Genomic DNA, 23310 nt, shown 5'->3' on the forward strand with positions numbered 1-23310 from the left:
TTTCGAGCTCCGGGCGCCTTCAGCTACCCAGGGGCGCGGGGAACCGCGCGACCGGCCACATACGGACCGCAGCCGCCGTCAACGACCAGCCACCCCACTCCATAGGCACTCTCTACCGCCCCCTCCGTAGACTGGCCCCGTGAGTGACAGCGACCCCTTCGACGAGATCATCGACGCCGAGACAGACCGCGACCCCGACCTCGCGGTCATCGAGGCCGGCAGCCGCACCCTGCGCACCCAGGGAGGCCCGCCGGAGGCAGACGTGCCGACGCGCCCCCAGGACCCCGAGGTCGACAAGGCGCTGCGCGAGGTCGAGGCGGAACTCGCCACGCGCTGGGGCGAGACCAAGCTCGAGCCCTCCGTCAGCCGTATCGCCGCGCTCATGGACGTCCTGGGCGAGCCGCAGCGGTCGTACCCCTCGATCCACATCACCGGGACGAACGGCAAGACCTCCACCGCCCGCATGATCGAGGCCCTCCTCGGCGCCTTCGAACTGCGCACCGGCAGGTACACCAGCCCCCATGTGCAGTCGGTCACCGAGCGCATCAGTCTCGACGGGGCGCCGATCTCCGCCGAGCGCTTCATCGAGACGTACGAGGACATCAAGCCGTACATCGAGATGGTGGACGCGCAGCAGGAGTACCGGCTGTCGTTCTTCGAGGTGCTGACCGGCATGGCGTACGCCGCCTTCGCCGACGCGCCCGTGGACGTGGCCGTCGTCGAGGTCGGGATGGGCGGCACCTGGGACGCGACCAACGTCATCGACGGTGACGTCGCCGTCGTGACCCCCATCGACCTGGACCACACCGACCGGCTCGGCGAGACTCCCGGCGAGATCGCCAAGGAGAAGGCCGGCGTCGTCAAGCAGGACGCGACCGTCATCCTGGCTCAGCAGCCGGTCGACGCCGCGCAGGTGCTGCTGAAGAAGGCCGTCGAGGTCGACGCCACCGTGGCCCGTGAGGGGCTGGAGTTCGGGGTCGTGGCGCGTCAGGTCGCCGTCGGCGGGCAGCTGATCACCCTGCGCGGGCTCGGCGGGGAGTACGAGGAGGTCTACCTCCCGCTGCACGGCGCCTATCAGGCGCACAACGCCGCTGTGGCGCTCGCCGCCGTCGAGGGCTTCTTCGGTGTCGGCTCGCAGCGGCCCGAGCCGCTCGACATCGACACCGTCCGCAAGGCGTTCGCGGCCGTGACGTCGCCGGGGCGGCTGGAGACCGTACGGCGCTCTCCCACCGTCGTGCTGGACGCCGCGCACAACCCGGCGGGCGCCCGGGCCACCGCCGAGGCGATCGGTGAGGCCTTCGACTTCAGCCGGCTGATCGGTGTGGTCGGGGCCAGTGGCGACAAGAACGTACGAGGTCTCCTGGAGGCCTTCGAGCCGATCTTCGCGGAGATCGTGATCACCCAGAACTCCAGTCACCGCGCCATGGACGCCGACGAGTTGGCCGCGATCGCCGTCGAGGTGTTCGGCGAGGAGCGCGTACAGGTCGAGCCGCGGCTGCCGGACGCGCTGGAGGCCGCGATCACCCTGTCCGAGGAGGAGGGCGAGTTCGCGGGCGGTGGTGTGCTCGTGACCGGTTCCGTCATCACCGTCGGCGAGGCCCGGCTGTTGCTGGGGAAGGGCTGAATCCCAAGAATGCGTACTCTCTGTTCATCGACCCTGATCGGCGAGTTCTTCATCATCGGCTTCGCCGGCCTGGTCGCGATGAAGGACGAAGACCTGTCCACGGCCACGGTGTGGACGGTCAGCGGCATCGCCATGTTCCTGTGTCTGGCGCTGTGCGGTGTGATCACCCGCCCCGGCGGCGTCGCGCTCGGCTGGGTCCTGCAGATCGCCCTCATCGCCTCCGGGTTCGTGGTGCCGACGATGTTCTTCCTGGGCGTGGTCTTCGCGGCGCTGTGGTGGGCCTCGGTGCACTACGGGCGGAAGGTCGACGAGGCGAAGGCGAGGTTCGCCGCGCAGGCCGATTCCACTACACCTGACGCTGCGTGACCGACGGGCGGACACGCCGGGTAACCTCATCACCCCGCACACTTTTGATCGCAAGGAGTCCCACGTGAGCCAGCGCACCCTCGTCCTCCTCAAGCCCGACGCGGTTCGTCGTGGCCTGACCGGCGAGATCATCAGCCGTATCGAGCGCAAGGCCGGCTGGCAGATCACCGCGCTGGAGCTGCGCACCCTGGACCAGGACACGCTGGAGCAGCACTACGGCGAGCACAAGGGCAAGCCCTTCTACGAGCCGCTGGTGGAGTTCATGGCCTCCGGCCCCGTCGTGGCGCTGATCGTCGAGGGGGAGCGGGTCATCGAGGGCGTGCGCGCGCTGGCCGGCCCCACCGACCCGATCGCCGCCGCCCCCGGTTCCATCCGCGGGGACTTCGGTGTGATCGTCCGGGAGAACCTGATCCACGCCTCCGACTCCGAGGAGTCCGCCGAGCGCGAGGTCAAGATCTTCTTCCCCGGGCGTGCGTAGGTTTCGTGGCTTTTTCTGACGGGGTGTCATGGCACCCGTCGGTCTGACCTGGGGCGGCCGTGTCTTTTCGGCCGTCCTTTGGCATATGCGCGCCGATCGGGGGAACGGGTGCCCCCGATGGACCGTCTCCACAAGCGCGGTGGGGTTCCATCTGCTGACAATGGCGAAGACCCTCGCGCGGTGTTCGCGTAGGCGCCACTACGATGGAAGTCTTCACGTCACCGCACCCACTTCGCCGACCTGAAAAAGCCCTCAAAGCTCCCGGGAAGGCCAGACGAATCCTGATGGGGAACTCAATGTCGTTCATCGGCCGTGACATGGCTGTCGACCTCGGGACCGCCAACACGCTGGTGTACGTCAGGGGTCGCGGGATCGTACTCAACGAGCCGTCCGTCGTCGCGATCAACACCAACACCGGTGGCATCCTGGCGGTCGGCGCCGAAGCGAAGAAGATGATCGGGCGCACGCCCGGCAACATCGTTGCCGTACGTCCGCTGAAGGACGGCGTCATCGCCGACTTCGAGATCACCGAGCGAATGCTCCGCTACTTCATTCTGAAGATCCACAAGCGGCGGTATCTCGCGAGGCCGCGCGTCGTCGTGTGTGTGCCCTCCGGCATCACCGGCGTCGAGCGCCGTGCCGTCATCGAGGCGTCGTCCCAGGCCGGGGCCCGCCAGGTGCACATCATCGAGGAGCCCATGGCGGCCGCCATCGGTTCCGGCCTGCCGGTCCACGAGGCCACGGGCAACATGGTGGTGGACATCGGCGGCGGCACGACGGAGGTCGCGGTCATCTCGCTCGGCGGGATCGTCACCGCCCAGTCCATCCGCGTCGCGGGCGACGAACTGGACAACGCGATCATCCAGCACATCAAGAAGGAGTACTCGCTCCTCCTCGGTGAGCGGACGGCCGAACAGATCAAGATCACGATCGGTTCGGCGTACGACCTCGACGCTGACGAGCACACCGAAATCCGCGGCCGGGACCTCGTCTCCGGACTGCCCAAGACCGTCGTCATCTCGGCCGCCGAAGTCCGCAAGGCGATCGAGGAACCCGTCAACGCGATCGTGGACGCGGTCAAGACGACCCTCGACAAGTGCCCGCCCGAGCTGTCCGGCGACATCATGGACCGCGGAATCGTTCTGACCGGCGGCGGCGCCCTGCTGCGCGGCCTCGACGAGCGGCTGCGGCGCGAGACCGGCATGCCGATCCACATCGCCGAGGACCCGCTGGACAGCGTGGCGCTCGGCTCCGGCAAGTGCGTGGAGGAGTTCGAGGCGCTCCAGCAGGTGCTGGACGCCCAGCCGCGCAGATGACGTAACTCTTCGATTCCGCCGTACGAGATGATCTCCTCTCGTACGGCGGATCGTTGATATAGAGGCATAAGCTCGCCCATAGGCATCCGCGAGCCTCTGTACACCCACACCACATACCTGAACACCTGCACATTCCTATGAGGAAGGCACGGCCGCCGCACGTGAGGGACACACGAGAGAGCCGGCTGCTCCTGGTGCTGCTGATCGCCATCGCGTTCGCACTGATCACGGTGGACATCCGCGGCGGGGAGGATTCGCCGGTCGACGGTGCCCGCCAGGCCGCGGCCACGGTTTTCGGCCCCATCGAGGACGGTGTGTCGTCCGCCGTGAACCCGGTCGGCAACGCGGTCTCCGCGATCCGCGACTCCGGCGAGCGGCACGACCGGCTCGCCGCGCTGGAGAAGGAGAACGCGGCCCTCAAGGCGAAGCTCGGCAGCGACGACCGCAACTCCAGCCGCCTCAAGCAGTTGAACTCGATGCTGAAGGTCGCCGGCGAGGGTCAGTACGGCATCAAGGGCGCCGAGGTCATCGCCATAGGAGCGGCCCAGGGCTTCTCCTGGACCATCACCATCGACGTCGGCTCCAACGACGGCATCAGGCGCGACATGACCGTCCTCAACGGCGACGGACTGGTGGGGCGCGTGACGACCGTCGGCCCGAACACCGCCACCGTGCTCCTCGCCAACGACCCCGACTTCACCGTCGGCACCCGCATGGAGGCCAGCGACGAGCTCGGCTTCGCCTCCGGACAGGGCGACCGCCCGCTGCGCGTCGAACTCCTCAACGGCAAGGCCGAGATCAAGAAGGGCGACCGCCTCGTCACCTTCGGCTCCCAGGCCGACAAGCCCTTCGTGCCCGGCGTCCCCGTCGGCATCGTCTCCCGCGTCGATCCCTCCGGCGGCGACCTCACCCGCACCCTCTACGTCACGCCGTACGTCAGCTTCACCAAGCTCGACATCGTCGGCGTCGTCGTCGAGGCCCCGAAGAAGGACCCGCGCGACACGGTGCTCCCCGACAAGCCGAAACCGACCCCCACGCCGACGGTCACCGTCACGGTCACCCCGTCCGCGAACGCCCCTGTCGACGGCCAGTTCGAGCAAGAGCAGTAGGAGCTGATTCCCCTTGCGTGTCAACCGGATCCTGCTCTCCACCTCCCTCGTCGTCGTCGCCCTGGTCCTCCAGGTCAGCGTCCTGTCCCGGCTCCACCTCCCGGGCGCCGTCCCGGACGTGCTGCTGCTGACCGTCCTCGGTCTCGCGATGGTCTACGGCCATGTCGGCGGCGCCCTCGTCGGCTTCGGCGCGGGACTGCTCGCCGACCTCGCGCCGCCCGCCGACCACGCGGCCGGGCGCTACGCGCTGGTGCTGTGCGTCATCGGCTATCTGGCCGGGCTCGCCAAACCGGAGAACGGCAGACTCAAGTCGGCCACCGGCCCGATGCTCGTCGTGGTCGCCGCCGCCGTCGGCACGACCCTGCTCTACGCCGGTGTCGGCGCCCTCGTCGGCGACACCGCCGCCCGTCATGTCGGCCTCGGCAGCCTGCTGTTCACGGCCGCCCTGTACGACCTGCTGCTCGCCCCCTTCGTCGTCCCCGGCATCATGGCGCTCGCCCGCCGCGCGGAGAACGACCCGCTCGCGGAGACCAACACCTCCGCCAAGAAGGCCACCGACATCTCTTCCGGATGGCTCTCCTCCGGCACGGGCCTGAAGATCGGCGGTCAGCGCGGCGGACTCGGCGCGCTGCGGACCAGGGCCCGGACCCGGACCGCGCGCGTCGGTCGCATCAAGGGGGTCAAGCGGCTGTGAGTGCGCGCGCGTCGGCGGGCCGAGTTCACAGGTTCGCCGTATATGACACGTACACACACTGAGAGGGGGCGGCAGCCGCAGTGACCAACATCCCCGAGACCGGTCGGACTCCACGGGTCCAGATCAGGCTCATCGTGATCCAGATCCTCGTCCTGTCCGTCCTCGGCACCCTCGGCGGGCGCCTGTGGTACCTCCAGATCCGCGAGGGCGACGAGTACGCGAAGGAGGCGTCCGGCAACCACGTCCAGCAGGTCGTGGAGCCCGCCGTCCGCGGCTCGATCCTCGACGCGCGCGGAGTGCCGATCGCCGACAACGAGACACGGCTGGTGGTCTCCGCCTCCCGCACCGACCTGCTGAAGATGAAGGACGACGGCAAGGCCGTCCTCACCAAGCTCGCCGGTGTCCTCGGTATGAAGCCCGAGGAGGTCATGCGGAAGGTCCGGCTGTGCGACGCCGAGACCCCCCAGCCCTGCTGGAACGGCTCGCCCTACCAGCCGATCCCGATCACCGACGAGGCCACCGCCAAGCAGGCCCTGCAGATCCGCGAGCGCGCCGAGGACTTCCCCGGCATCACCGCCGAGCCCGAGGCCGTGCGCCGCTACGCGAGCCCCGCCAAGGCCAACACCGCCCAGGTCCTCGGCTACCTCTCCCCGGTCACCGACGAGGAGATCACCCAGGCCCAGGACACCGACTCGCCCTATCTGCGCTCCGACCAGGTCGGCCGCAGCGGCCTGGAGCGCGAGTACGACAAGGAACTGCGCGGCAAGGCCGGCGTCACCCGCTACGAGGTCGACAACCTCGGGCGCGTCATCGGCCAGGCCGCCAGCGACGACGCGCAGCCCGGCTCCAACCTCGTCACCAGCATCGACGCCCGCGTCCAGCGGGTCGCCGAGTACGAACTGAACGACGCGATGAAGAAGGCCCGCGACGTCTTCGACGACAACACCGGCGAGAACTACAAGGCCGACTCCGGCGCCGTCGTCGTCATGGAGGCCAAGACCGGCCGCGTCGTCGCCATGGCGTCCAACCCGTCCTACGACCCGAACGCCTGGGTCGGCGGCATCTCCGCCAAGGACTACACCAAGCTGACGGGCAAGGACTCCAACTACCCGCTGCTCAACCGGGCCATCCAGGGCCAGTCGGCACCCGGCTCCATCTTCAAGGTGGTCCCGACCGCCGCCGCGGTCAACGCCGGGTACTCCTTCGACGGCCCCTACAACTGCTCGAGTTCGTACTCGATCGGCGGCCAGGTCTTCAAGAACTTCGAGACCAAGGGATACGGCCCGATCAGCCTCGGCCGCGCCCTGGAGGTCTCCTGCGACACCGTCTTCTACCGGCTCTCCCACGAGGAGTGGAAGAAGGACGGCGGCACCAAGCCGAAGAAGGACGCCAAGAACTGGTTCTACAAGACGGCCCACCAGTTCGGCCTCGGCGCCGAGACCGGCATCGACCTGCCCAACGAGGTCACCGGCCGGATCCCGGACCGCCAGTGGAAGCTCAACTACTGGAAGGCCAACAAGGACGCCTGGTGCAAGACCGGCAAGAAGGGCGGCACGTACGCCGAGCAGATCGCGTACGAGAACTGCCTCGAAGGCAACCTGATGCGCGCCGGTGACTCCGTCAACTACTCCATCGGCCAGGGCGACACCCTCGTCACCCCCATCCAGATGGCCACCATCTACGCGGCGATCTCCAACGGCGGCACCCTCTACACCCCCTCCGTCGGCAAGGCCATCGTCAGCGCGGACGGCAAGACCGTCGACGAGATCAAGCCCAAGGCGCACGGCAAGCTGCCCATAAGCCGAAAGACGCTGGCCGAGATGGACGACGCCCTCGCGGGCGTCGCCACCCGCGGTACCGCCGCCTGGCGGTTCGCCGACGTCGGCTGGCCGCAGGACAAGATCCCGATGCACGCCAAGACCGGTACCGCCGAGGTCTACGGCAAGCAGACGACGTCCTGGTTCGCCACGTACACCAAGGACTACACGGTCGTCATGACGATCTCCCAGGGCGGTACGGGCTCCGGTGCCTCGGGCCCCGCGGTCCGCAACATCTACGACGCGCTGTACGGCGTCTCCGACGACGGCACGATCAACAAGAAGAACGCCCTGCTGCCCACCCCGCAGAAGAGCCTCCCGAAGGTCCAGACGGACGGCACCATCAAGTCGCCGAAGGTCTCCAAGGACCCGGGCAAGGAGCAGCGGGTGACCCAGGAAGGCGCCCCCGAGCCCGACGAGACGCAGCTGGCGGCGACCGTCGAGAGGCCGGCGACGGGCAACCGCAACACCCGCAGGCGGCGCCACAAGCGAGGTGGCCGGAGGATGTGCACATGACCGGCAACAGCTTCTCCGTCTCCGGCTACGGGCCCGAACGGGCGGGCTGGACGCGGCTTTTCGCCCGCGACTCGCTCGCCCGCCGGCTGGACTGGCCGATACTGTTCGCGGCCCTCGCCCTGTCGATGATCGGCTCGCTGCTGGTCTTCTCGGCCACCCGCAACCGCACCGAGATCAACCAGGGCGACCAGTACTACTTCCTGTTCCGCCACCTCATGAACACCGGCATCGGGTTCGCCCTGATGATCGGCACCGTCTGGCTCGGCCACCGCGCCCTGCGGACGGCGGTACCGATCCTCTACGGCGCCTCGGTGTTCCTGATCCTGATGGTGCTCACCCCGCTCGGCTCCACGGTCAACGGCGCCCACTCCTGGATCGTCGTCGGCGGCGGCTTCTCGCTCCAGCCCTCGGAGTTCGTGAAGATCACGATCATCCTCGGCATGGCGATGCTGCTGGCGGCCCGGGTCGACGCGGGTGACAAGCCGTACCCCGACCACCGCACCGTCCTCCAGGCGCTGGGGCTGGCCGCCGTGCCGATGCTCATCGTCATGCTGATGCCCGACCTCGGGTCGGTCATGGTCATGGTCATCATCGTGCTGGGCGTGCTGCTGGCCTCGGGCGCCTCCAACCGCTGGGTCTTCGGCCTGCTCGGCGCGGGCACGATGGGCGCCCTCGCGGTCTGGCAGCTCGGCGTCCTGGACGACTACCAGATCGCCCGCTTCGCCGCCTTCGCCAACCCGAGCCTCGACCCGGCCGGTGTCGGCTACAACACCAACCAGGCGCGTATCGCGATCGGTTCGGGCGGACTCACCGGCTCGGGGCTGTTCCACGGCTCGCAGACGACGGGCCAGTTCGTGCCGGAACAGCAGACCGACTTCGTGTTCACCGTGGCGGGCGAGGAGCTGGGCTTCGTCGGCGCGGGCCTGATCATCGTGCTGCTCGGCGTCGTGCTGTGGCGGGCCTGCCGTATCGCCCGCGAGACGACCGAGCTGTACGGCACGATCGTCGCCGCCGGGATCGTGGCCTGGTTCGCCTTTCAGTCCTTCGAGAACATCGGGATGACCCTGGGGATCATGCCGGTCACCGGTCTGCCGCTGCCGTTCGTGTCGTACGGTGGCACGTCCATGTTCGCGGTGTGGGTGGCGGTCGGGTTGTTGCAGTCGATCAGGGTGCAGCGGCCGATGTCGGCGTAGCGCTGCCGTAGGGGGAGTGGAATGGCGGACGAGTACGTGGCCGTGTGCCCGGTCGGCGAGGAGCTGGTGAACCGGCTTCTGGGGCTGGCGGAGCTGGATCTGGCCGACGCCGAGGCCGTCGAGGAACGGATACGCGAGGCCGGCTGGCCCGACTGGTCACAGGCGGTGCGGGGACCGGCGTACGAGGACACACCCGACGTCCCCGACGCCACCCATGTCACCCCGGAGGGCCACTTCGTCACGGCCGAGGGCGACGGCACGCTGCATCTGCCCTTCGCCTACCTCTACTCGGTCGACGGCGGCATCCTCGACGAGGACTGCTGGGGTCCCGTACCCGGCTGGACCAGCCAGGAGGGTGCCTGGCGGCCGGAGTTCGACGCGCACTACGACACCGTCGTCCAGCGCTTCACCGACCGGCTCGGTCTGCCGGACCACGACATCCGGCAGCCCAAGTACCACAGCCGGTACGTCAGCTGGCGTCTGGAACACAGCGTGGTGATCGTCGGGCAGGGCCCCGAACCGATGTCGTACCACCAGTTCGAGGACGCCCACATCCTCCTCGTCTCCCGGACGGCGAAGGACGCGCCGTTCCCGGAGGGCGAGGCGATGAGAGCGCTGGTCACCTCCTGATCCCCGGCGGTTCCCCCGGGAATCGTGGTCGGCGCCCTCTGCCGCCGCGCCCCGACTGCGTCTAAGTTCAGGTCATGGCGGACACGAAGCGCGAGATCGAGCGGAAGTACGAGTCCGACGACAGCGGGCTGCCGGACCTCACCGGCGTCGCCGGGGTCGCGGCCGTCCTCGACAAGGGTGTCGCACAGCTGGACGCCACCTACTACGACACCCAGGGCGAGCACCTCGCCGCGGCCTCGATCACCCTGCGCCGCCGCACCGGCGGCTCCGACGCCGGCTGGCATCTGAAGTTCCCCGTCTCACCCGGTGTACGGGACGAGATCCAGACGGCCCTCTCCGACACCGTCCCGCGCGTCCTCACGGGCCTGGTCCGCTCGCGCGTCCGCGACCTCGAGCTGGTGCCCGTGGTCCGGCTGGTCTCCGACCGGGACGTCCGCCATCTCGTCGACGCCGACGGCGGGCTGCTCGCCGAGGTCAGCGTGGACGCCGTCCGCGCCGAGCGGCTCACCGGGGGCCACGGTGTCGCCCAGTGGACCGAGATCGAGGTCGAGCTCGCCGACGGCGGCGACCCGGCCTTCCTCGACAAGGTCGAGAAACGGCTGAAGAAGACGGGCGTACGGCCCTCCGGGTCGGCCTCGAAGCTGGCCCGGGCGCTCGCGGAGACCGGCGGGGCGAAGCGGCGGAAGCCGGCCAGGAAGGCACCGGAGACCGCCGGGGACCATGTGATGGCCTACATCCGGGCCCAGCGGGACGCGATCGTGGAGCTCGACCCCGCCGTCCGACGGGACGTGCACGACTCCGTGCACCGCATGCGCGTCGCCACCCGGCGGATGCGCAGCGCCTTCAAGTCGTACGGGAAAGTCCTCGACCGCACCGTCACCGACCCGATAGGCGCGGAGCTGAAGTGGCTCGCGGGCGAGCTGGGCGTGGACCGGGACCAGGAGGTGCTGACGGAACGTCTGACCGCCGCCCTCGACGGACTGCCTCGGGCGCTGCTGGCCGGCCCGGTCCGTACCCGGCTGCGCACCTGGTCGCACGCGCGGCGCGGCGGGTCGCGCAGCCGTCTGATCGCCGTACTCGACGGAAAGCGGTACCTGGACCTGCTGGCCACGCTGGACGCCGTGGTGGACGAGCCTCCGTTGCTGAAGGCGGCCGGCGGGCAGCCGTCGAAGGTGATCCCCACGGCCGTACGGAAGGACTTCGGGAAGCTGACGGAGCTGGTCGAGCGGGCGGTGGCGCTGTCGCCGGGCGCCGACCGGGACCTCGCGATCCACGAGGCGCGCAAGAAGTGCAAGCGGACGAGGTATTCGGCGGAGGCTGCGTCCAAGGTCCTCGGCGAGCCCGCCGTCGACCTGGTCCGCTCGATGAAGTCCCTCCAGGGCCTGCTCGGTGATCACCAGGACAGCGTGATGACCCGCGAGGCCCTGCGCGATCTCGCAGGTCAGGCCCATGCGGCGGGGGAGAGTGGGTTCACGTACGGGGTGCTGTACGGGCGCGAGGAGCGGCGGGCCGAGCTGGTCGAGCTGGACCTTCCCGTGACGTGGCCGTCGATCAAGGGCGCGATGGAGGTCTGAGCGGAAGGACAGGGGCGGTCCACGATCGCGTTACGCTAGATGGTCACCCCTGTCAGTCCAGCCCACCACGAAGGTTCGCGAGATGCCTGCCGAAGTCGCTGCGGCCGCCGAGTCTGTGTTCCCGCAGCTCGAGGCTCTGCTCCCGCATGTGCAGAAGCCGATCCAGTACGTCGGCGGAGAACTCAACTCCACGGTCAAGCCGTGGGAGTCCACCGATGTCCGCTGGGCGCTCATGTACCCGGACGCCTACGAGGTGGGCCTGCCCAACCAGGGCGTCATGATCCTCTACGAGGTCCTCAACGAGCAGGAGGGCGTCCTCGCCGAGCGCACGTACAGCGTGTGGCCGGACCTGGAGGCGCTGATGCGGGAGCACGCCGTCCCGCAGTTCACGGTGGACAGCCACCGGCCGGTGAAGGCCTTCGACGTGTTCGGTCTGTCCTTCTCCACCGAGCTCGGCTACACGAACATGCTGACGGCACTGGATCTGGCGGGCATCCCGCTGGAGTCGAAGGACCGCGGTCTCGACGACCCGATCGTGCTGGCCGGCGGCCACGCCGCCTTCAACCCCGAGCCGATCGCGGACTTCATCGACGCGGCGATCATCGGCGACGGCGAGCAGGCCGTGCTCGACATGACGCGGATCATCCGCGACTGGAAGGCCGAGGGCCGGCCGGGCGGCCGCGAGGAGGTCCTCTTCCGCCTCGCGAAGACCGGCTCGGTGTACATCCCGGCGTTCTACGACGTGGAGTACCTCCCCGACGGCCGGATCGGCCGAGTCGTACCGAACAAGTCCGGTGTCCCGTGGCGGGTGTCCAAGCACACGGTCATGGACCTGGACGAGTGGCCCTACCCCAAGCAGCCGCTGGTCCCGCTCGCCGAGACGGTCCACGAGCGCATGTCCGTCGAGATCTTCCGCGGCTGCACCCGCGGCTGCCGCTTCTGCCAGGCCGGCATGATCACCCGCCCGGTGCGCGAGCGCTCGATCACGGGCATCGGCGAGATGGTCGAGAAGGGCCTCAAGGCGACGGGCTTCGAGGAGGTCGGCCTGCTGTCCCTGTCGTCGGCTGACCACTCGGAGATCGGCGACATCGCCAAGGGCCTGGCGGACCGGTACGAGGAGGACAAGATCGGTCTGTCCCTCCCCTCCACCCGCGTCGACGCGTTCAACGTGGACCTGGCCAACGAACTGACGCGCAACGGCCGCCGCTCGGGCCTGACCTTCGCTCCCGAGGGCGGCTCGGAGCGGATGCGCAAGGTCATCAACAAGATGGTGTCCGAGGAGGACCTCATCCGGACGGTGGCGACGGCGTACGGCAACGGCTGGCGCCAGGTGAAGCTGTACTTCATGTGCGGTCTGCCGACGGAGACCGACGAGGACGTCATGCAGATCGCCGACATGGCGATGAACGTCATCCAGAAGGGCCGCGAGGTCTCCGGCGCCAACGACATCCGCTGCACGGTCTCCATCGGCGGCTTCGTCCCCAAGCCCCACACGCCGTTCCAGTGGGCGCCCCAGCTCTCCGCCGAGGACACCGACGCCCGCCTGGAGAAGCTCCGCGACAAGATCCGCGGCGACAAGAAGTACGGCCGCTCCATCGGCTTCCGCTACCACGACGGCAAGCCCGGCATCGTGGAGGGCCTGCTCTCCCGCGGCGACCGCCGTATCGGCGCCGTTATCCGCGCGGTCTACGAGGACGGCGGCCGCTTCGACGGCTGGCGCGAGCACTTCTCGTACGACCGGTGGATGCAGTGCGCCGACAAGGCGCTGGCCGACTTCGGCGTCGACGTCGACTGGTACACGACGCGCGAGCGCTCCTACGAGGAGGTCCTGCCCTGGGACCACCTGGACTCCGGCCTGGACAAGGACTGGCTCTGGGAGGACTGGCAGGACGCGCTCGACGAGACGGAGGTCGAGGACTGCCGGTGGACGCCGTGCTTCGACTGCGGGGTGTGCCCGCAGATGGACACGTCCATCCAGATCGGCCCGACGGGCAAGAAGCTGCTGCCGCTGACGGTGAAGAACGCTGCTCCGGACCCTGCCGGGCACACTCACTGAGGCACAGGACGTGTGGGGCCCTTCCCGGCGGGAAGGGCCCCTGTTTTGTTTCATTCCGGCTCGGGGCGGGGGGCGCCCACGGTCAGGCGGTCGCGGGCGAAGCCGTGGTTGGCGGTGACGCGTTCACGGTGGGCCTCGGGCAGTTTCCCGCCGTCCAGGAGTCGCTCGCAGCACTCCAGTGACTCGCGGTACGCGCCCATCCAGTAGGCCGACACCGCCAGTTCGTCCAGGGCCTGCCAGTCGTACCAGCCGTGTTCGACGAAGAGGATGTCGTCGGGCCGCGGGATCTCCGTCGCGCGCCGCGCGAACAGGTAGGCGAGCGGCCAGCGATTCCCCTGGACGCGGCACAGGTGGGCGAGCTCGCCGAGCGGTTCGGCCCGGGTGGGCCGGTACTCGTGGGCCTCCAGGAAGCGGGCCATGACCTCGGGCGTCTTGCGCTTCAGCGTCCGGGCCAGGCGGGCGGCGTAGAGGCGGGCGCAGAACGCCTCCTCGGCGAAGCCGTCCATGGCCGCGCGCCGGTCGTAGGCGGCGAGCGCCTTCGCCGGTTCGTCGGCGTCGCGCCAGCTCTGGGCGAGGTAGAAGGCGTACCGGGCGTTGTCGGGTTCCTTGGCGAGACCGTCCTTCAGGATCGCGGCGTCCCGCAGGTACTTCTTGCGCTCACTGCCCTGCAACCGCCCCCGCCGCCCATGATGACCATGCGGACGCCCTCGAGAGGTGCCCGGTCGAACCGGCCGTCGCACTCCAGGTACTCGTGCAGGACGCCGACGTACCGCCAGGGGAGCCGGGTCGACCGAACAGGAGATAGCGCGCGCTCTCCCGCGCCCGTTCGATCGCCTCTGTGCGGCTCAGGTCGAAGCCTTTCCACGGGCTCTCGTACAGCGTTCCGGGGAGGTCGGCGAGGTGTCTCGCGGATGATGTCCTGGGTTCCGTCGGTCGAGCCCGTGTCGAGGATCACCCACGTGTCGACGAGGGGGAGCACGGATTCGAGGCAGCGCCGGATCACATGCGCCTCGTTCTTGACGATCATATTAAGGCAGACCGTTTTCATGGCTTTTTCTTTTCTCCGGCGGAAAGGGGCGGCTGGTGAATTTATCGACCCTTGGCGGTCCGTACAAGCGGGCGCTGGTGGGTCGGGATTTATAAGTGGGGAGTTCTCGTCGCCGGACCGGAGATATTCCTATGGTAATCACCGCGCAGCTCCCCGCGGCTCGCGAAGAACCCCGGCCGGCCGAATCGGCCCGGTCCGCGCGGCGCGGGTCGACGCTGTGGCTGTGGCCGTTCGCCGTCGCCCTCGCCCTGGGGGGATACGGGATGACCGCCTCCCTGCTGGGGCGCGATGAACTGGTCACCTGGGACATGGTGGGCCGGGACACCGGACGGATCCTGGCCACGCTGGGAAACGTCGACGCCGTACACGGCACGTATTACCTGCTGATGCACGGGTGGGTGGAGCTGTTCGGGGATTCCGTTGTTTCACTGCGGCTGCCGTCGGTATTGGCTGTGGCGGCCGCGGCGGCCGTGATTGCTCTGATCGGGGACCGGTTCTTCGGATAGCGCGCCGGAATTCTGGCCGGGCTTCTTTTCGCGATCTCACCGGCGGTGAGCCGTTATGGCCAGGAAGCCCGCAGCTACGCCCTGGTGATTCTCGCGGTCGCCCTCGCCACGCTTCTGCTGCTGCGGGCCCTGGACCGTCCGCGCAGCCCCTGGCGGTGGGCCGGTTACGCACTCACGCTGGTCCTGACCGGACTCCTCCACCTGATCGCGCTGTCCGTCGTACTCGCCCACGCCTGTCTGCTCGTGGCCCACGCCCGGCAGGACCGCTCGCTGTGGTGGAAGGCCGCTTCGGCACTGGCGGCGGTCGCCGGGTGCGTCGCCCCGCTCGCCGTGCTCGGCAGGTCCCAGGCACAGCGTCAGCTGTACTGGGTGCCGGCGCCCGACGGCTGGGCCCTTGGCTCCCTCGCCCAGGGACTGTTCGCCTCCGCGCTGGGTGGCGGCGCCGTGATCGCCCTGGCCGTGCTGGCCCGTTCGCGGCGCAGGGCCCCGCTGGTGCTGTGCGGTGTCTGGGCCCTGCTGCCGCCCTTCCTCGTCTGGGCCGCCTCCCACGGCGAGGTCTCCTACTTCCGCAGTGTCTACGTCCTCTTCACCCTCCCGGCGTGGGCCCTCCTGGCCGGTGCCGGCCTCGCCGCGGCCTCGCGTTCCCGGAAGACCGCCGCCGCGCTGGTCGCGACGCCGGCCGTGCTCACGCTGCCCGACCAGAGGCAGATGCGGCAGCCGTTCGAGCACGACGCCCCGGTGCCCCTCGACTACGCGGCGGCGGCCGATGTGATCAAGCGGCTCCACCGTCCCGGGGACGCCGTCGTCTACGACCGTGCCGACACCTGGAAGCTGGACGACGGAGTGCGGTACTACCTGCCTCGCGACCTGAGGCTGCGCGATGTCTTCCTGGCGAGGACACCGGCCGCGATCGACGACCTGTACGCGGTCCAGTGCTCCGTGCCGGACCTTTGCGTCGAGGACGAGCCGCGCGTCTGGCTGCTGACGCAGGGGACGGGATTCCCCTTCAACGCCATCGACCCCGCGCAGGCGGGCGCCTTGCAGCGGCGGTACACGGTGTCCGGTAGCAGGTCGGTGATGGGGATGACGGTGAGTCTGCTGGAACGCACGGGCCGGCGGTAGACGCGGCAAGGGGTGTCCGGCAGTCGTGACGACCTGCGGAACACCCCTTGAGCCGGGCTCCGGGCGATTGGACCTACGGGACGACGGTCCCGCCGTTCACGGCGCCGATGGACGGTTGCCTGTTCACGAGGACCCAGGGGTTGTTCGCACAGTCCAGAGTGCGGTCACTGGTGTCGACCGCGCATGTGGTCTCGTAGATCTGTCCGGCGGTGGTGATGACGTCGATCCGCATGTCCCCTTCGTCCTGGTTGCCCTGGGCATGACCTTCGACGGAGATCCCGCAGGCGTCCTGCGGATAGCCGGTGTGCTCGGTCCACAGGAAGGGCCCGGGGGCGTCCCCCGTGAGGTCACGAATACCGGCGTAGGTCCTGTTCGGGCCGGCCATGACCGGCGGGGTCAGCGCGGCCCGCAGCTCGAAGTTGTTGCTGTCCTGGGTGGAGTCGATCTCCACGCACGCGTTGGGGCCGGTGGCACCCGTCGCGCCGGTCGCGCCCGTGGCTCCCGTCGCCCCGACCGCTCCGTCCGCGCCGGTCGCTCCCGTCGCCCCGACCGCCCCGACCGCTCCGTCCGCGCCGGTGGCACCCGTCGCTCCCGTCGCGCCCTTGGGGCCGGTCGCTCCCTTCGGGCCCGTCGCCCCGGTCGCGCCCTTGCACTTGTCCTTGGGCTTGGGCGTGGTCTCGGGGACGTACGACTCCGCGGCCGACCGCGACTTGTGAGGGCGGCAGTTCTTGCCCTTGCCGCCCTGCTGCGTGGCAGTGGGCTTGTCGTCGGACACGGAGGCGGCGGCGGCCGTCGTGGGCGAGACCACTCCGGTCGCGAGGACCAGAGTGAGGGAGGCCAGCATCCCGGCCTTCCGGAACCTCGTGCGGGCCAGCGGACCGAGCAGCGACGGCGTCTGTCGGGAACTTATAGGCATGCCCGGCCGCAGTGCGAGGGTGACCCGAGGGCCCCACGACAGCGGGTCTGCCCTGGGGGAACGCGGCGTTGTGCAAGTAGGACGGTCTAACGAATTGCGGGATCCGGGTGAGCAGACGTGACGGCATCGCAACCCGCCGGACGAATCCACGGCGCGGGCCGCTGCGTCTTGGCCGGTATGGAACCGCAGAAGCCGCTGCCTCAGCCCCGGCAGCCCGAGGGCTGTCTCACCGCCGCCATCCGCATCCCGGTACGGATCGTCGTGCTCGTGCTGGTCGTTCCGGTACGGATGGTGTGGGACGCGCTCGTGGTGGCGGGGCGGTTCCTGAACGACACCGTGCTGCGGCCGTTCGGGAGGGCGTTGCTGTGGGTCGGGCGGGCGGTTTTCGTGTGGCCGCTCGTGGGGCTGTGGCGGTATGTGGTCGTACCGCTCGGCAAGGGGCTGGGGTGGCTGGGCACGTACCTCGTGGTCGTGCCCCTGGTGTGGCTGTACCGGTATGCGCTCACTCCCCTCGGGCACGGCTTCGCGTGGTTCGCGCGAGGGATCGGGGCCGGTCTCGCGTGGGTGTACGCGCGCGTGCTCACACCGATCGGGCACGGGGTCATGTGGGTGACGCGGGGGATCGGGCTCGGCGTGTACACCGCCGTGGCCTGGCTGGCGCGCTACCTCGTCGTCGTCCCCGCCCTGTGGGTGTACGAGTGGATCCTCACGCCCGTCGGGCACGGCATGCTCTGGATCCTCCGGGGCATCGGTGTCTGCCTGTACTGGATCGCGCGCGTGCTTCTCGTACTGCCGGCGCTCGCGCTGTGGCGGTGGGTGCTCACTCCCGTCGGCCGGTTCCTGGCCGTCGTGGGGCGGGAGGTGTGGGACGCGCTCGGGCACGCCTGGCGGATCGCCGGGCACATCTCGCTCGCCGTCGGGCGGTTCCTCGGGACCCTCTTCCGGTGGATCTTCGTGGAGCCGGTGCGGTGGGTGTACCGGACGCTGCTCACCCCGGTCGGGCACGTGGTGCGGGACCTCGTGCTGCGGCCCGTCGCCGAGGCCGCGCGCAGTGTGGGGCGGGCCACGCGGCAGGCGCTCACCGCCGCCCGGGAGACCGTACGGCAGGCGCGGGCCGACTTCCGCAGGATGCTTCTCGGGGAGCCCCGGGAGAGGATCGAGGTGGACCGACGGGAACCGTCGGGCCGCGAGACACGTACTCTTGGTAGTAGTACGACCGCACTCACGAAGGACTGAACGACACTGGGCAAGCGACAGCCCGAAGGCCCGCCGCCCGCACCCGCGGTGCAGCGCATCCGACTGCGCTACACCAAGCGCGGCCGCCTCCGGTTCACCAGCCACCGTGACTTCCAGCGCGCCTTCGAGCGTGCGTTGCGCCGTGCCGAGGTGCCGATGGCGTACTCGGCGGGGTTCACGCCGCATCCGAAGGTGTCGTACGCCAATGCCGCACCCACCGGCACGGGCAGTGAGGCGGAGTATCTGGAGATCGCCCTCACCCAGGCGCGGGACCCCGAGAAACTCAGGGTCCTGCTCGACGAGTCGATGCCCACCGGCCTCGACATCATCGACGCGGTCGAGGCCCGGACCTCCGGGCTCGCCGACCGGCTCACGGCCTCGGTGTGGGAGCTGCGGCTCGACGGAGTGGACCCGGCCGACGCCGAGCGCGCGGTCGCGGCCTTCACCGCCGCCGAGTCCGTCGAGGTCCAGCGCAAGACCAAGAACGGCATCCGTACCTTCGACGCCCGTTCCGCAGTCGTACAACTTGAGACGCACGGTCCACAGGCTGATAGGCCGACCGACCAGCCCTGTGCGATACTGCGGCTGGTTGTTCGGCACGTGACGCCTGCCGTTCGACCCGACGACGTCCTGTCCGGTCTCCGCGCCGTGGCCGACCTGGCGCCGCCGGTCCCCGCTGCGGTGACCAGGCTGGCGCAGGGGCTGTTCGATGAAGAGACCGGCACGGTGACCGACCCGCTCGCGCCCGACCGCGAGGCAGCTGAGGCCCCCACAACGGCCGCTGCCGCCGCGAAGGCGCCGGCGTAGGGAAGGTCCCGCGAAGGACGGACGTCGTAGCGCCGCCCTCGTACTCGGGAGCCACCTGGGTCGGGCAGCACACCGACCAGAAGACTTTCGCCAGGCCGTACCCAACAGGGTGTACGGAACCGGCGAGACAGGACACAGAGAGCTCCCGTGCGGCGCCCGCGCCCCGGACGGCGGCACCGCGCATCGCGCGAGCCGCGGACGTCACCGGCATCGCCGGACCAGGTGCGGCGCCCGGGAGCCTGACGGGAGAAACGCCCGCATGCTCGAGCCGACCGAACCCACCGAGGGTTCCGAACTCAACAGCCCCAGCGACACCCTGCCGCCGCGTCGTCGGCGCAGGGCCGCATCCCGACCGGCGGGCCCGCCGGTCGGCGCCGCGGCGGAGACGCCGGACGAGGTGACGCCGGCCATACCGGCCGCCGAGGACGCGCCCGCCGAGGAGACCGAAGAGCCGGCGGTGGCCGAAGAGGCCGCTGCGGAGACCGAGGCACCTGCCGAGGAGGCCGCGCCCGCCGCCCGTACGCGTCGTCGCGCCACTCGCAGGGCGTCCGCGCCCGCCGGTGCTCCGGCCGCGGCCGAGACTGCCGAGACCGTCGTACCCGCCGCGGCCGAGGTGAAGGCCGAGGAGCCCGCGGCGGAGACGGTGGAGGCCGAGGCGCCCGCCGCTCGTCCGCGTCGTCGTGCCACGCGTCGGGCGTCCGCGCCCGCCGGTGCTCCGGTCGCCGACGAGACCGCCGCACCCGCCGAAGAGGCCGTAGCGGCTGAAGCGCCCGCCGAGGAGGCCGCGCCCGCCGCACGTACCCGCCGTCGTGCCACCCGCCGGACGGCCGCGCCCGTCGAGGCGCCGCAGGCCGCCGAGCCCGCCGCCCAGGACGCCGAGGCTCCGGCGAAGGCCGAGCCGGAGCCGATCGTCACCGAAGAGGCCGCCGCCGAGGAAGAGGCCCCGCGCCGGGGTCGCCGTCGCGCCACGCGCCGCGTGACCGCGCCCACCGCGGCGCCCGAGAGCGTGGAGGCGCCCGTGAGCGCTGTCGAGGAGAACGAGCCGGTCGAGGCCGTCGTGGAGCCGAAGGCCGCCGAAGAGGCGCCGGCGAGCGAGGCCCCTGCCGCTGACGCCCCCGCCGACGAGGCAGGCCCGCGCCGTGCGCGCCGCCGTTCCGTGCGTCGTGCCGCCACCGGATTCTCCGAGCCCGCCGCGCGGTCCGGTGCCGACGAGGCCGCCGAGGACGAGGGTTCGCGTCGGCCGGCGCGGCCCGCCGTGGCCGTGTTCCAGGCGCCGGTCTTCGCCGAGCCGCAGTTCCAGACGCCCCAGCGGGCCGCTGCCGAGGCAGCCGCCGCCGACGTGGAGGTCGAGGAGCCCGAGGCGGAGGTCCAGGAGGAGCAGACGCCGCGTCGCCGTCGCCGTCGCCGCGGTGAGCCCGCCGAGGCCGAGGCCGCCCCGGTCGTCGAGGCCGTCGCCGAGGAGGAGACGGACGAGGCCGAGGAGAGCGCCGACGCCGAGGACGGTGCCGAGACGGAGGACGCCGAGGAGAGCGGTTCGCGCCGCCGTCGTCGTCGTGGTGGCCGTCGCCGTCGTCGCGGTGAGTCCGCCGAGGCGGACGGCGAGGAGGGCGACGAGCTCGCCGCCGAGGCGGACCAGGACGCCGAGGACACCGCCGAGCAGGCCGAGGACGACGCGGAGGAGGACTCCGACGAGGGCGGTTCCTCGTCCTCCAGCAGCCGTCGCCGCCGTCGCCGCCGCCGTCGTACCGGTGACAGCTCCGCCGACATCGAGCCCGGTGACGACCCCGAGCGCACGGTCGTCAAGGTCCGCGAGCCCCGCCCGAAGGCCGAGCCGTCCGACGAGGTGCAGTCCATCAAGGGCTCGACCCGTCTGGAGGCCAAGAAGCAGCGCCGCCGTGAGGGCCGTGAGCAGGGCCGCCGCCGGGTCCCCATCATCACCGAGGCCGAGTTCCTGGCCCGCCGCGAGGCCGTCGAGCGGGTGATGGTCGTCCGCCAGAGCGGTGAGCGCACGCAGATCGGTGTGCTCGAGGACGGTGTGCTCGTCGAGCACTACGTCAACAAGGAGCAGGCCACCTCGTACGTCGGCAACGTCTACCTGGGCAAGGTCCAGAACGTGCTGCCGTCGATGGAGGCCGCCTTCATCGACATCGGCAAGGGCCGCAACGCGGTGCTCTACGCCGGTGAGGTCAACTTCGAGGCGCTCGGCATGGCCAACGGGCCGCGGCGCATCGAGAGCGCGCTGAAGTCCGGTCAGCCGGTGCTCGTCCAGGTGACGAAGGACCCGATCGGGCACAAGGGCGCGCGGCTCACCAGCCAGGTCTCCCTGCCCGGGCGCTACCTCGTGTACGTGCCCGAGGGCTCGATGACCGGCATCAGCCGCAAGCTGCCCGACACCGAGCGCGCGCGGCTGAAGACCATCCTCAAGAAGATCGTCCCCGAGGACGCGGGCGTCATCGTGCGCACCGCCGCCGAGGGCGCGAGCGAGGACGAGCTGCGCCGCGATGTCGAGCGACTGCAGGCGCAGTGGGAGGACATCCAGAAGAAGGCCAAGAACGGCAACGCGCCGACGCTGCTGTACGGCGAGCCGGACATGACCGTCCGGGTCGTCCGCGACATCTTCAACGAGGACTTCACCAAGGTCGTCGTCAGCGGTGACGAGGCGTGGGAGACCATCCACGGATACGTCTCGCACGTCGCGCCCGACCTGGCCGAGCGGCTGTCGAGGTGGACCTCCGAGGTCGACGTCTTCGCCACCTACCGGATCGACGAGCAGCTCGCCAAGGCGCTGGACCGCAAGGTCTGGCTGCCCAGCGGCGGTTCGCTGGTGATCGACCGGACCGAGGCGATGGTCGTCGTCGACGTCAACACCGGCAAGTTCACCGGCCAGGGCGGCAACCTCGAGGAGACGGTCACCAGGAACAACCTGGAGGCGGCCGAGGAGATCGTGCGCCAGCTGCGGCTGCGCGACCTCGGCGGCATCATCGTCATCGACTTCATCGACATGGTCCTGGAGCAGAACCGGGACCTGGTGCTGCGGCGCCTCCTGGAGTGCCTGGGCCGGGACCGGACCAAGCACCAGGTCGCCGAGGTCACCTCGCTGGGCCTGGTCCAGATGACCCGTAAGCGGGTCGGCCAGGGCCTGCTGGAGTCCTTCTCGGAGACCTGCGTCCACTGCAACGGCCGCGGTGTCATCGTCCACATGGAGCAGCCGACCTCCGTCGGAGGCGGCGGCAAGCGCAAGAAGCGCGGGCGTGGCGGCATCGAGCACGTGCACGAGGCCGCGGTGGCGGCGGAGGCTGTCGAGACCGACTCCTTCGAAGAGGAGGAGACCGAGGCGGAGGTGGCCGCCGAGGTCGCCGAGCCGGTCGCGCTGGCAGAGCCCGTCTTCGAGCCCGACGAGGAGTTGTACAGCAGTGCCGCCGAGGCGGAGGCCGCCGCGACCCGGGGCCGTTCGCGGCGTCGGACGAGCCGGCGGTCGTCGGCTCCGGCCGGTGCGCCGAAGCGGGAGCGGGGCGAGCGGGCCGAGGTTCCGACGGCTCAGGACGTGACGGCCGAGGAAGAGGTCGAGCGTCCGGTGCAGGTCGAGCCGGCCGCGCAGGTGCAGGCCGAGCCGGCCGCCGTCGAGGACCCGGTCGTCGAGGACGCCGCGCCCAGGGGGCGTACGCGTCGCCGTGCGACCCGCAAGGTGTCCGCGCCGGCCGGATCGCCCGCGGGTGCCGAGGCGGCCGTCGTGACGGTCACCGAGGCCCCGGCAGCGCCCGCGCCGGTCGCCGAGGAGGCTCCGGCCAGGGCCGAGCAGTCCGAGGCGCCTGCCGAGAGCGCCGCCCCGGCCCGTCCGCGGCGCCGTGCCGTGCGCAAGGCCACCGCGCCGACCGCGTCCGAGGAGACGGCCGTCGTGGTCGTCCCGGCGGCGGAGACCGCCACGGAGGCCCCGGCCGCCGAGGAGTCCGCCGAGGAGACGGCTCCGGCCAAGAAGACGGCCGCCCGCAAGACGGCCAAGAAGACGACGGCGAAGACGGCCGCCACCAAGAAGACCGCGGCCAAGAAGACGGCCGCCAAGAAGGCGACGACCAAGAAGGCCGCCGCCAAGAAGACGACGGCGAAGAAGACCGCGGCGGCCGAGCAGACGCTGTCCTCGGTCTCGGCTTCCGCCGACGAGAGCTGAGTTCCGGCTCACCACGGGTGTGGGGGCGGGGCGGGGGGGGGGGCGCCCCCCCCCCCCCCCCCCCCCCCCGGGGGGCCCGGGGGGCCGGGGCGCCGCCCCCGCACGCGAGGGCGGGGGCGAGACACACCCCCAACCCC

At 70.5% G+C, this 23310-nt stretch carries 19 protein-coding genes; 16 read left to right on the top strand and 3 right to left on the bottom strand.

Annotated elements, in window-relative coordinates; all coding sequences use genetic code 11:
- Positions 1 to 139 precede the first annotated feature (139 nt).
- The 11 genes from ACIOHP_RS48830 to ACIOHP_RS48880 all read left to right on the top strand — a co-directional run bounded on the left by ACIOHP_RS48830 (position 140) and on the right by ACIOHP_RS48880 (position 13373).
- The gene (locus ACIOHP_RS48830) at positions 140 to 1624 is read left to right on the top strand and encodes a folylpolyglutamate synthase/dihydrofolate synthase family protein (protein WP_361478328.1); all 1485 of its coding nucleotides are present in this window, start codon (positions 140 to 142) and stop codon (positions 1622 to 1624) included.
- Between the two features lie 9 nt (positions 1625 to 1633).
- Positions 1634 to 1990, top strand: a complete 357-nt coding sequence (locus ACIOHP_RS48835; protein WP_046259906.1) for a DUF4233 domain-containing protein — start codon at positions 1634 to 1636, stop codon at positions 1988 to 1990.
- Between the two features lie 64 nt (positions 1991 to 2054).
- Positions 2055 to 2468, top strand: a complete 414-nt coding sequence (gene ndk, locus ACIOHP_RS48840) for a nucleoside-diphosphate kinase (RefSeq protein WP_059205347.1) — start codon at positions 2055 to 2057, stop codon at positions 2466 to 2468.
- Positions 2469 to 2764: 296 nt separating this feature from the next.
- A complete protein-coding gene (locus ACIOHP_RS48845) occupies positions 2765 to 3784 on the top strand; it encodes a rod shape-determining protein (protein WP_004931372.1) in 1020 nt (339 codons plus the stop codon).
- Positions 3785 to 3945: 161 nt separating this feature from the next.
- Positions 3946 to 4893, top strand: a complete 948-nt coding sequence (mreC, locus tag ACIOHP_RS48850) for a rod shape-determining protein MreC (RefSeq protein ID WP_361540797.1) — start codon at positions 3946 to 3948, stop codon at positions 4891 to 4893.
- Positions 4894 to 4906: 13 nt separating this feature from the next.
- Positions 4907 to 5587 carry a rod shape-determining protein MreD gene (gene mreD / locus ACIOHP_RS48855; RefSeq protein WP_327717078.1) on the top strand — a complete coding sequence of 227 codons (681 nt, stop codon included), beginning with the start codon at positions 4907 to 4909 and terminating at the stop codon, positions 5585 to 5587.
- A gap of 80 nt (positions 5588 to 5667) precedes the next feature.
- Positions 5668 to 7920, top strand: a complete 2253-nt coding sequence (gene mrdA / locus ACIOHP_RS48860; protein ID WP_401898167.1) for a penicillin-binding protein 2 — start codon at positions 5668 to 5670, stop codon at positions 7918 to 7920.
- Positions 7917 to 9113, top strand: coding sequence for a rod shape-determining protein RodA (rodA, locus tag ACIOHP_RS48865; protein ID WP_361540791.1), 1197 nt, complete (start codon positions 7917 to 7919; stop codon positions 9111 to 9113). Before mrdA ends, rodA begins: the two co-directional genes overlap by 4 nt.
- A 21-nt stretch (positions 9114 to 9134) precedes the next feature.
- Complete coding sequence (locus ACIOHP_RS48870) at positions 9135 to 9743, top strand: hypothetical protein (RefSeq protein ID WP_401898170.1); 609 nt, start codon at positions 9135 to 9137, stop codon at positions 9741 to 9743.
- A 74-nt stretch (positions 9744 to 9817) separates the two neighbouring features.
- Positions 9818 to 11317: a CHAD domain-containing protein gene (locus ACIOHP_RS48875; protein WP_401898171.1), complete on the top strand. Its 1500-nt coding sequence runs from the start codon at positions 9818 to 9820 to the stop codon at positions 11315 to 11317.
- A gap of 82 nt (positions 11318 to 11399) precedes the next feature.
- Complete coding sequence (locus ACIOHP_RS48880; protein ID WP_361540783.1) at positions 11400 to 13373, top strand: TIGR03960 family B12-binding radical SAM protein; 1974 nt, start codon at positions 11400 to 11402, stop codon at positions 13371 to 13373.
- 50 nt (positions 13374 to 13423) lie between these two features.
- Here the strand turns inward: ACIOHP_RS48880 and ACIOHP_RS48885 are convergent, their stop codons facing one another.
- Together ACIOHP_RS48885 and ACIOHP_RS48890 are read right to left on the bottom strand one after the other, a co-directional pair.
- Positions 13424 to 14044 (bottom strand): hypothetical protein, encoded by a 621-nt coding sequence (locus tag ACIOHP_RS48885; protein WP_401898173.1) that lies wholly within the window; start codon positions 14042 to 14044, stop codon positions 13424 to 13426.
- Positions 13996 to 14421: a glycosyltransferase gene (locus ACIOHP_RS48890; RefSeq protein WP_401898176.1), complete on the bottom strand. Its 426-nt coding sequence runs from the start codon at positions 14419 to 14421 to the stop codon at positions 13996 to 13998. The genes ACIOHP_RS48885 and ACIOHP_RS48890 overlap by 49 nt, the downstream gene beginning before the upstream one ends.
- 131 nt (positions 14422 to 14552) lie before the next feature.
- Here ACIOHP_RS48890 and ACIOHP_RS48895 point away from each other — a divergent pair, with 131 nt between their 5' ends.
- Both ACIOHP_RS48895 and ACIOHP_RS48900 read left to right on the top strand, forming a co-directional pair.
- Positions 14553 to 14927 carry a hypothetical protein gene (locus ACIOHP_RS48895; RefSeq protein WP_401898178.1) on the top strand — a complete coding sequence of 125 codons (375 nt, stop codon included), beginning with the start codon at positions 14553 to 14555 and terminating at the stop codon, positions 14925 to 14927.
- A 45-nt stretch (positions 14928 to 14972) separates the two neighbouring features.
- Entirely contained in the window at positions 14973 to 16049 is a 1077-nt protein-coding gene (locus ACIOHP_RS48900; protein WP_401898179.1) for a hypothetical protein, read from the top strand.
- A 73-nt stretch (positions 16050 to 16122) separates the two neighbouring features.
- Here the strand turns inward: ACIOHP_RS48900 and ACIOHP_RS48905 are convergent, their stop codons facing one another.
- Positions 16123 to 16965: a hypothetical protein gene (locus ACIOHP_RS48905; protein ID WP_401898182.1), complete on the bottom strand. Its 843-nt coding sequence runs from the start codon at positions 16963 to 16965 to the stop codon at positions 16123 to 16125.
- Between the two features lie 177 nt (positions 16966 to 17142).
- Between ACIOHP_RS48905 and ACIOHP_RS48910 the strand changes: the two genes are divergently transcribed.
- The 3 genes from ACIOHP_RS48910 to ACIOHP_RS48920 all read left to right on the top strand — a co-directional run bounded on the left by ACIOHP_RS48910 (position 17143) and on the right by ACIOHP_RS48920 (position 23173).
- Positions 17143 to 18201 carry a hypothetical protein gene (locus tag ACIOHP_RS48910; protein ID WP_361540765.1) on the top strand — a complete coding sequence of 353 codons (1059 nt, stop codon included), beginning with the start codon at positions 17143 to 17145 and terminating at the stop codon, positions 18199 to 18201.
- A 48-nt stretch (positions 18202 to 18249) separates the two neighbouring features.
- Entirely contained in the window at positions 18250 to 19008 is a 759-nt protein-coding gene (locus ACIOHP_RS48915) for a TIGR03936 family radical SAM-associated protein (RefSeq protein ID WP_401898184.1), read from the top strand.
- 259 nt (positions 19009 to 19267) lie between these two features.
- Positions 19268 to 23173, top strand: a complete 3906-nt coding sequence (locus ACIOHP_RS48920) for a ribonuclease E/G (RefSeq protein WP_401898185.1) — start codon at positions 19268 to 19270, stop codon at positions 23171 to 23173.
- Positions 23174 to 23310: the final 137 nt, after the last annotated feature.

This window comes from Streptomyces sp. NPDC087859, assembly GCF_044742595.1.
Classification (GTDB): Bacteria; Actinomycetota; Actinomycetes; order Streptomycetales; family Streptomycetaceae; genus Streptomyces; species Streptomyces canus_F.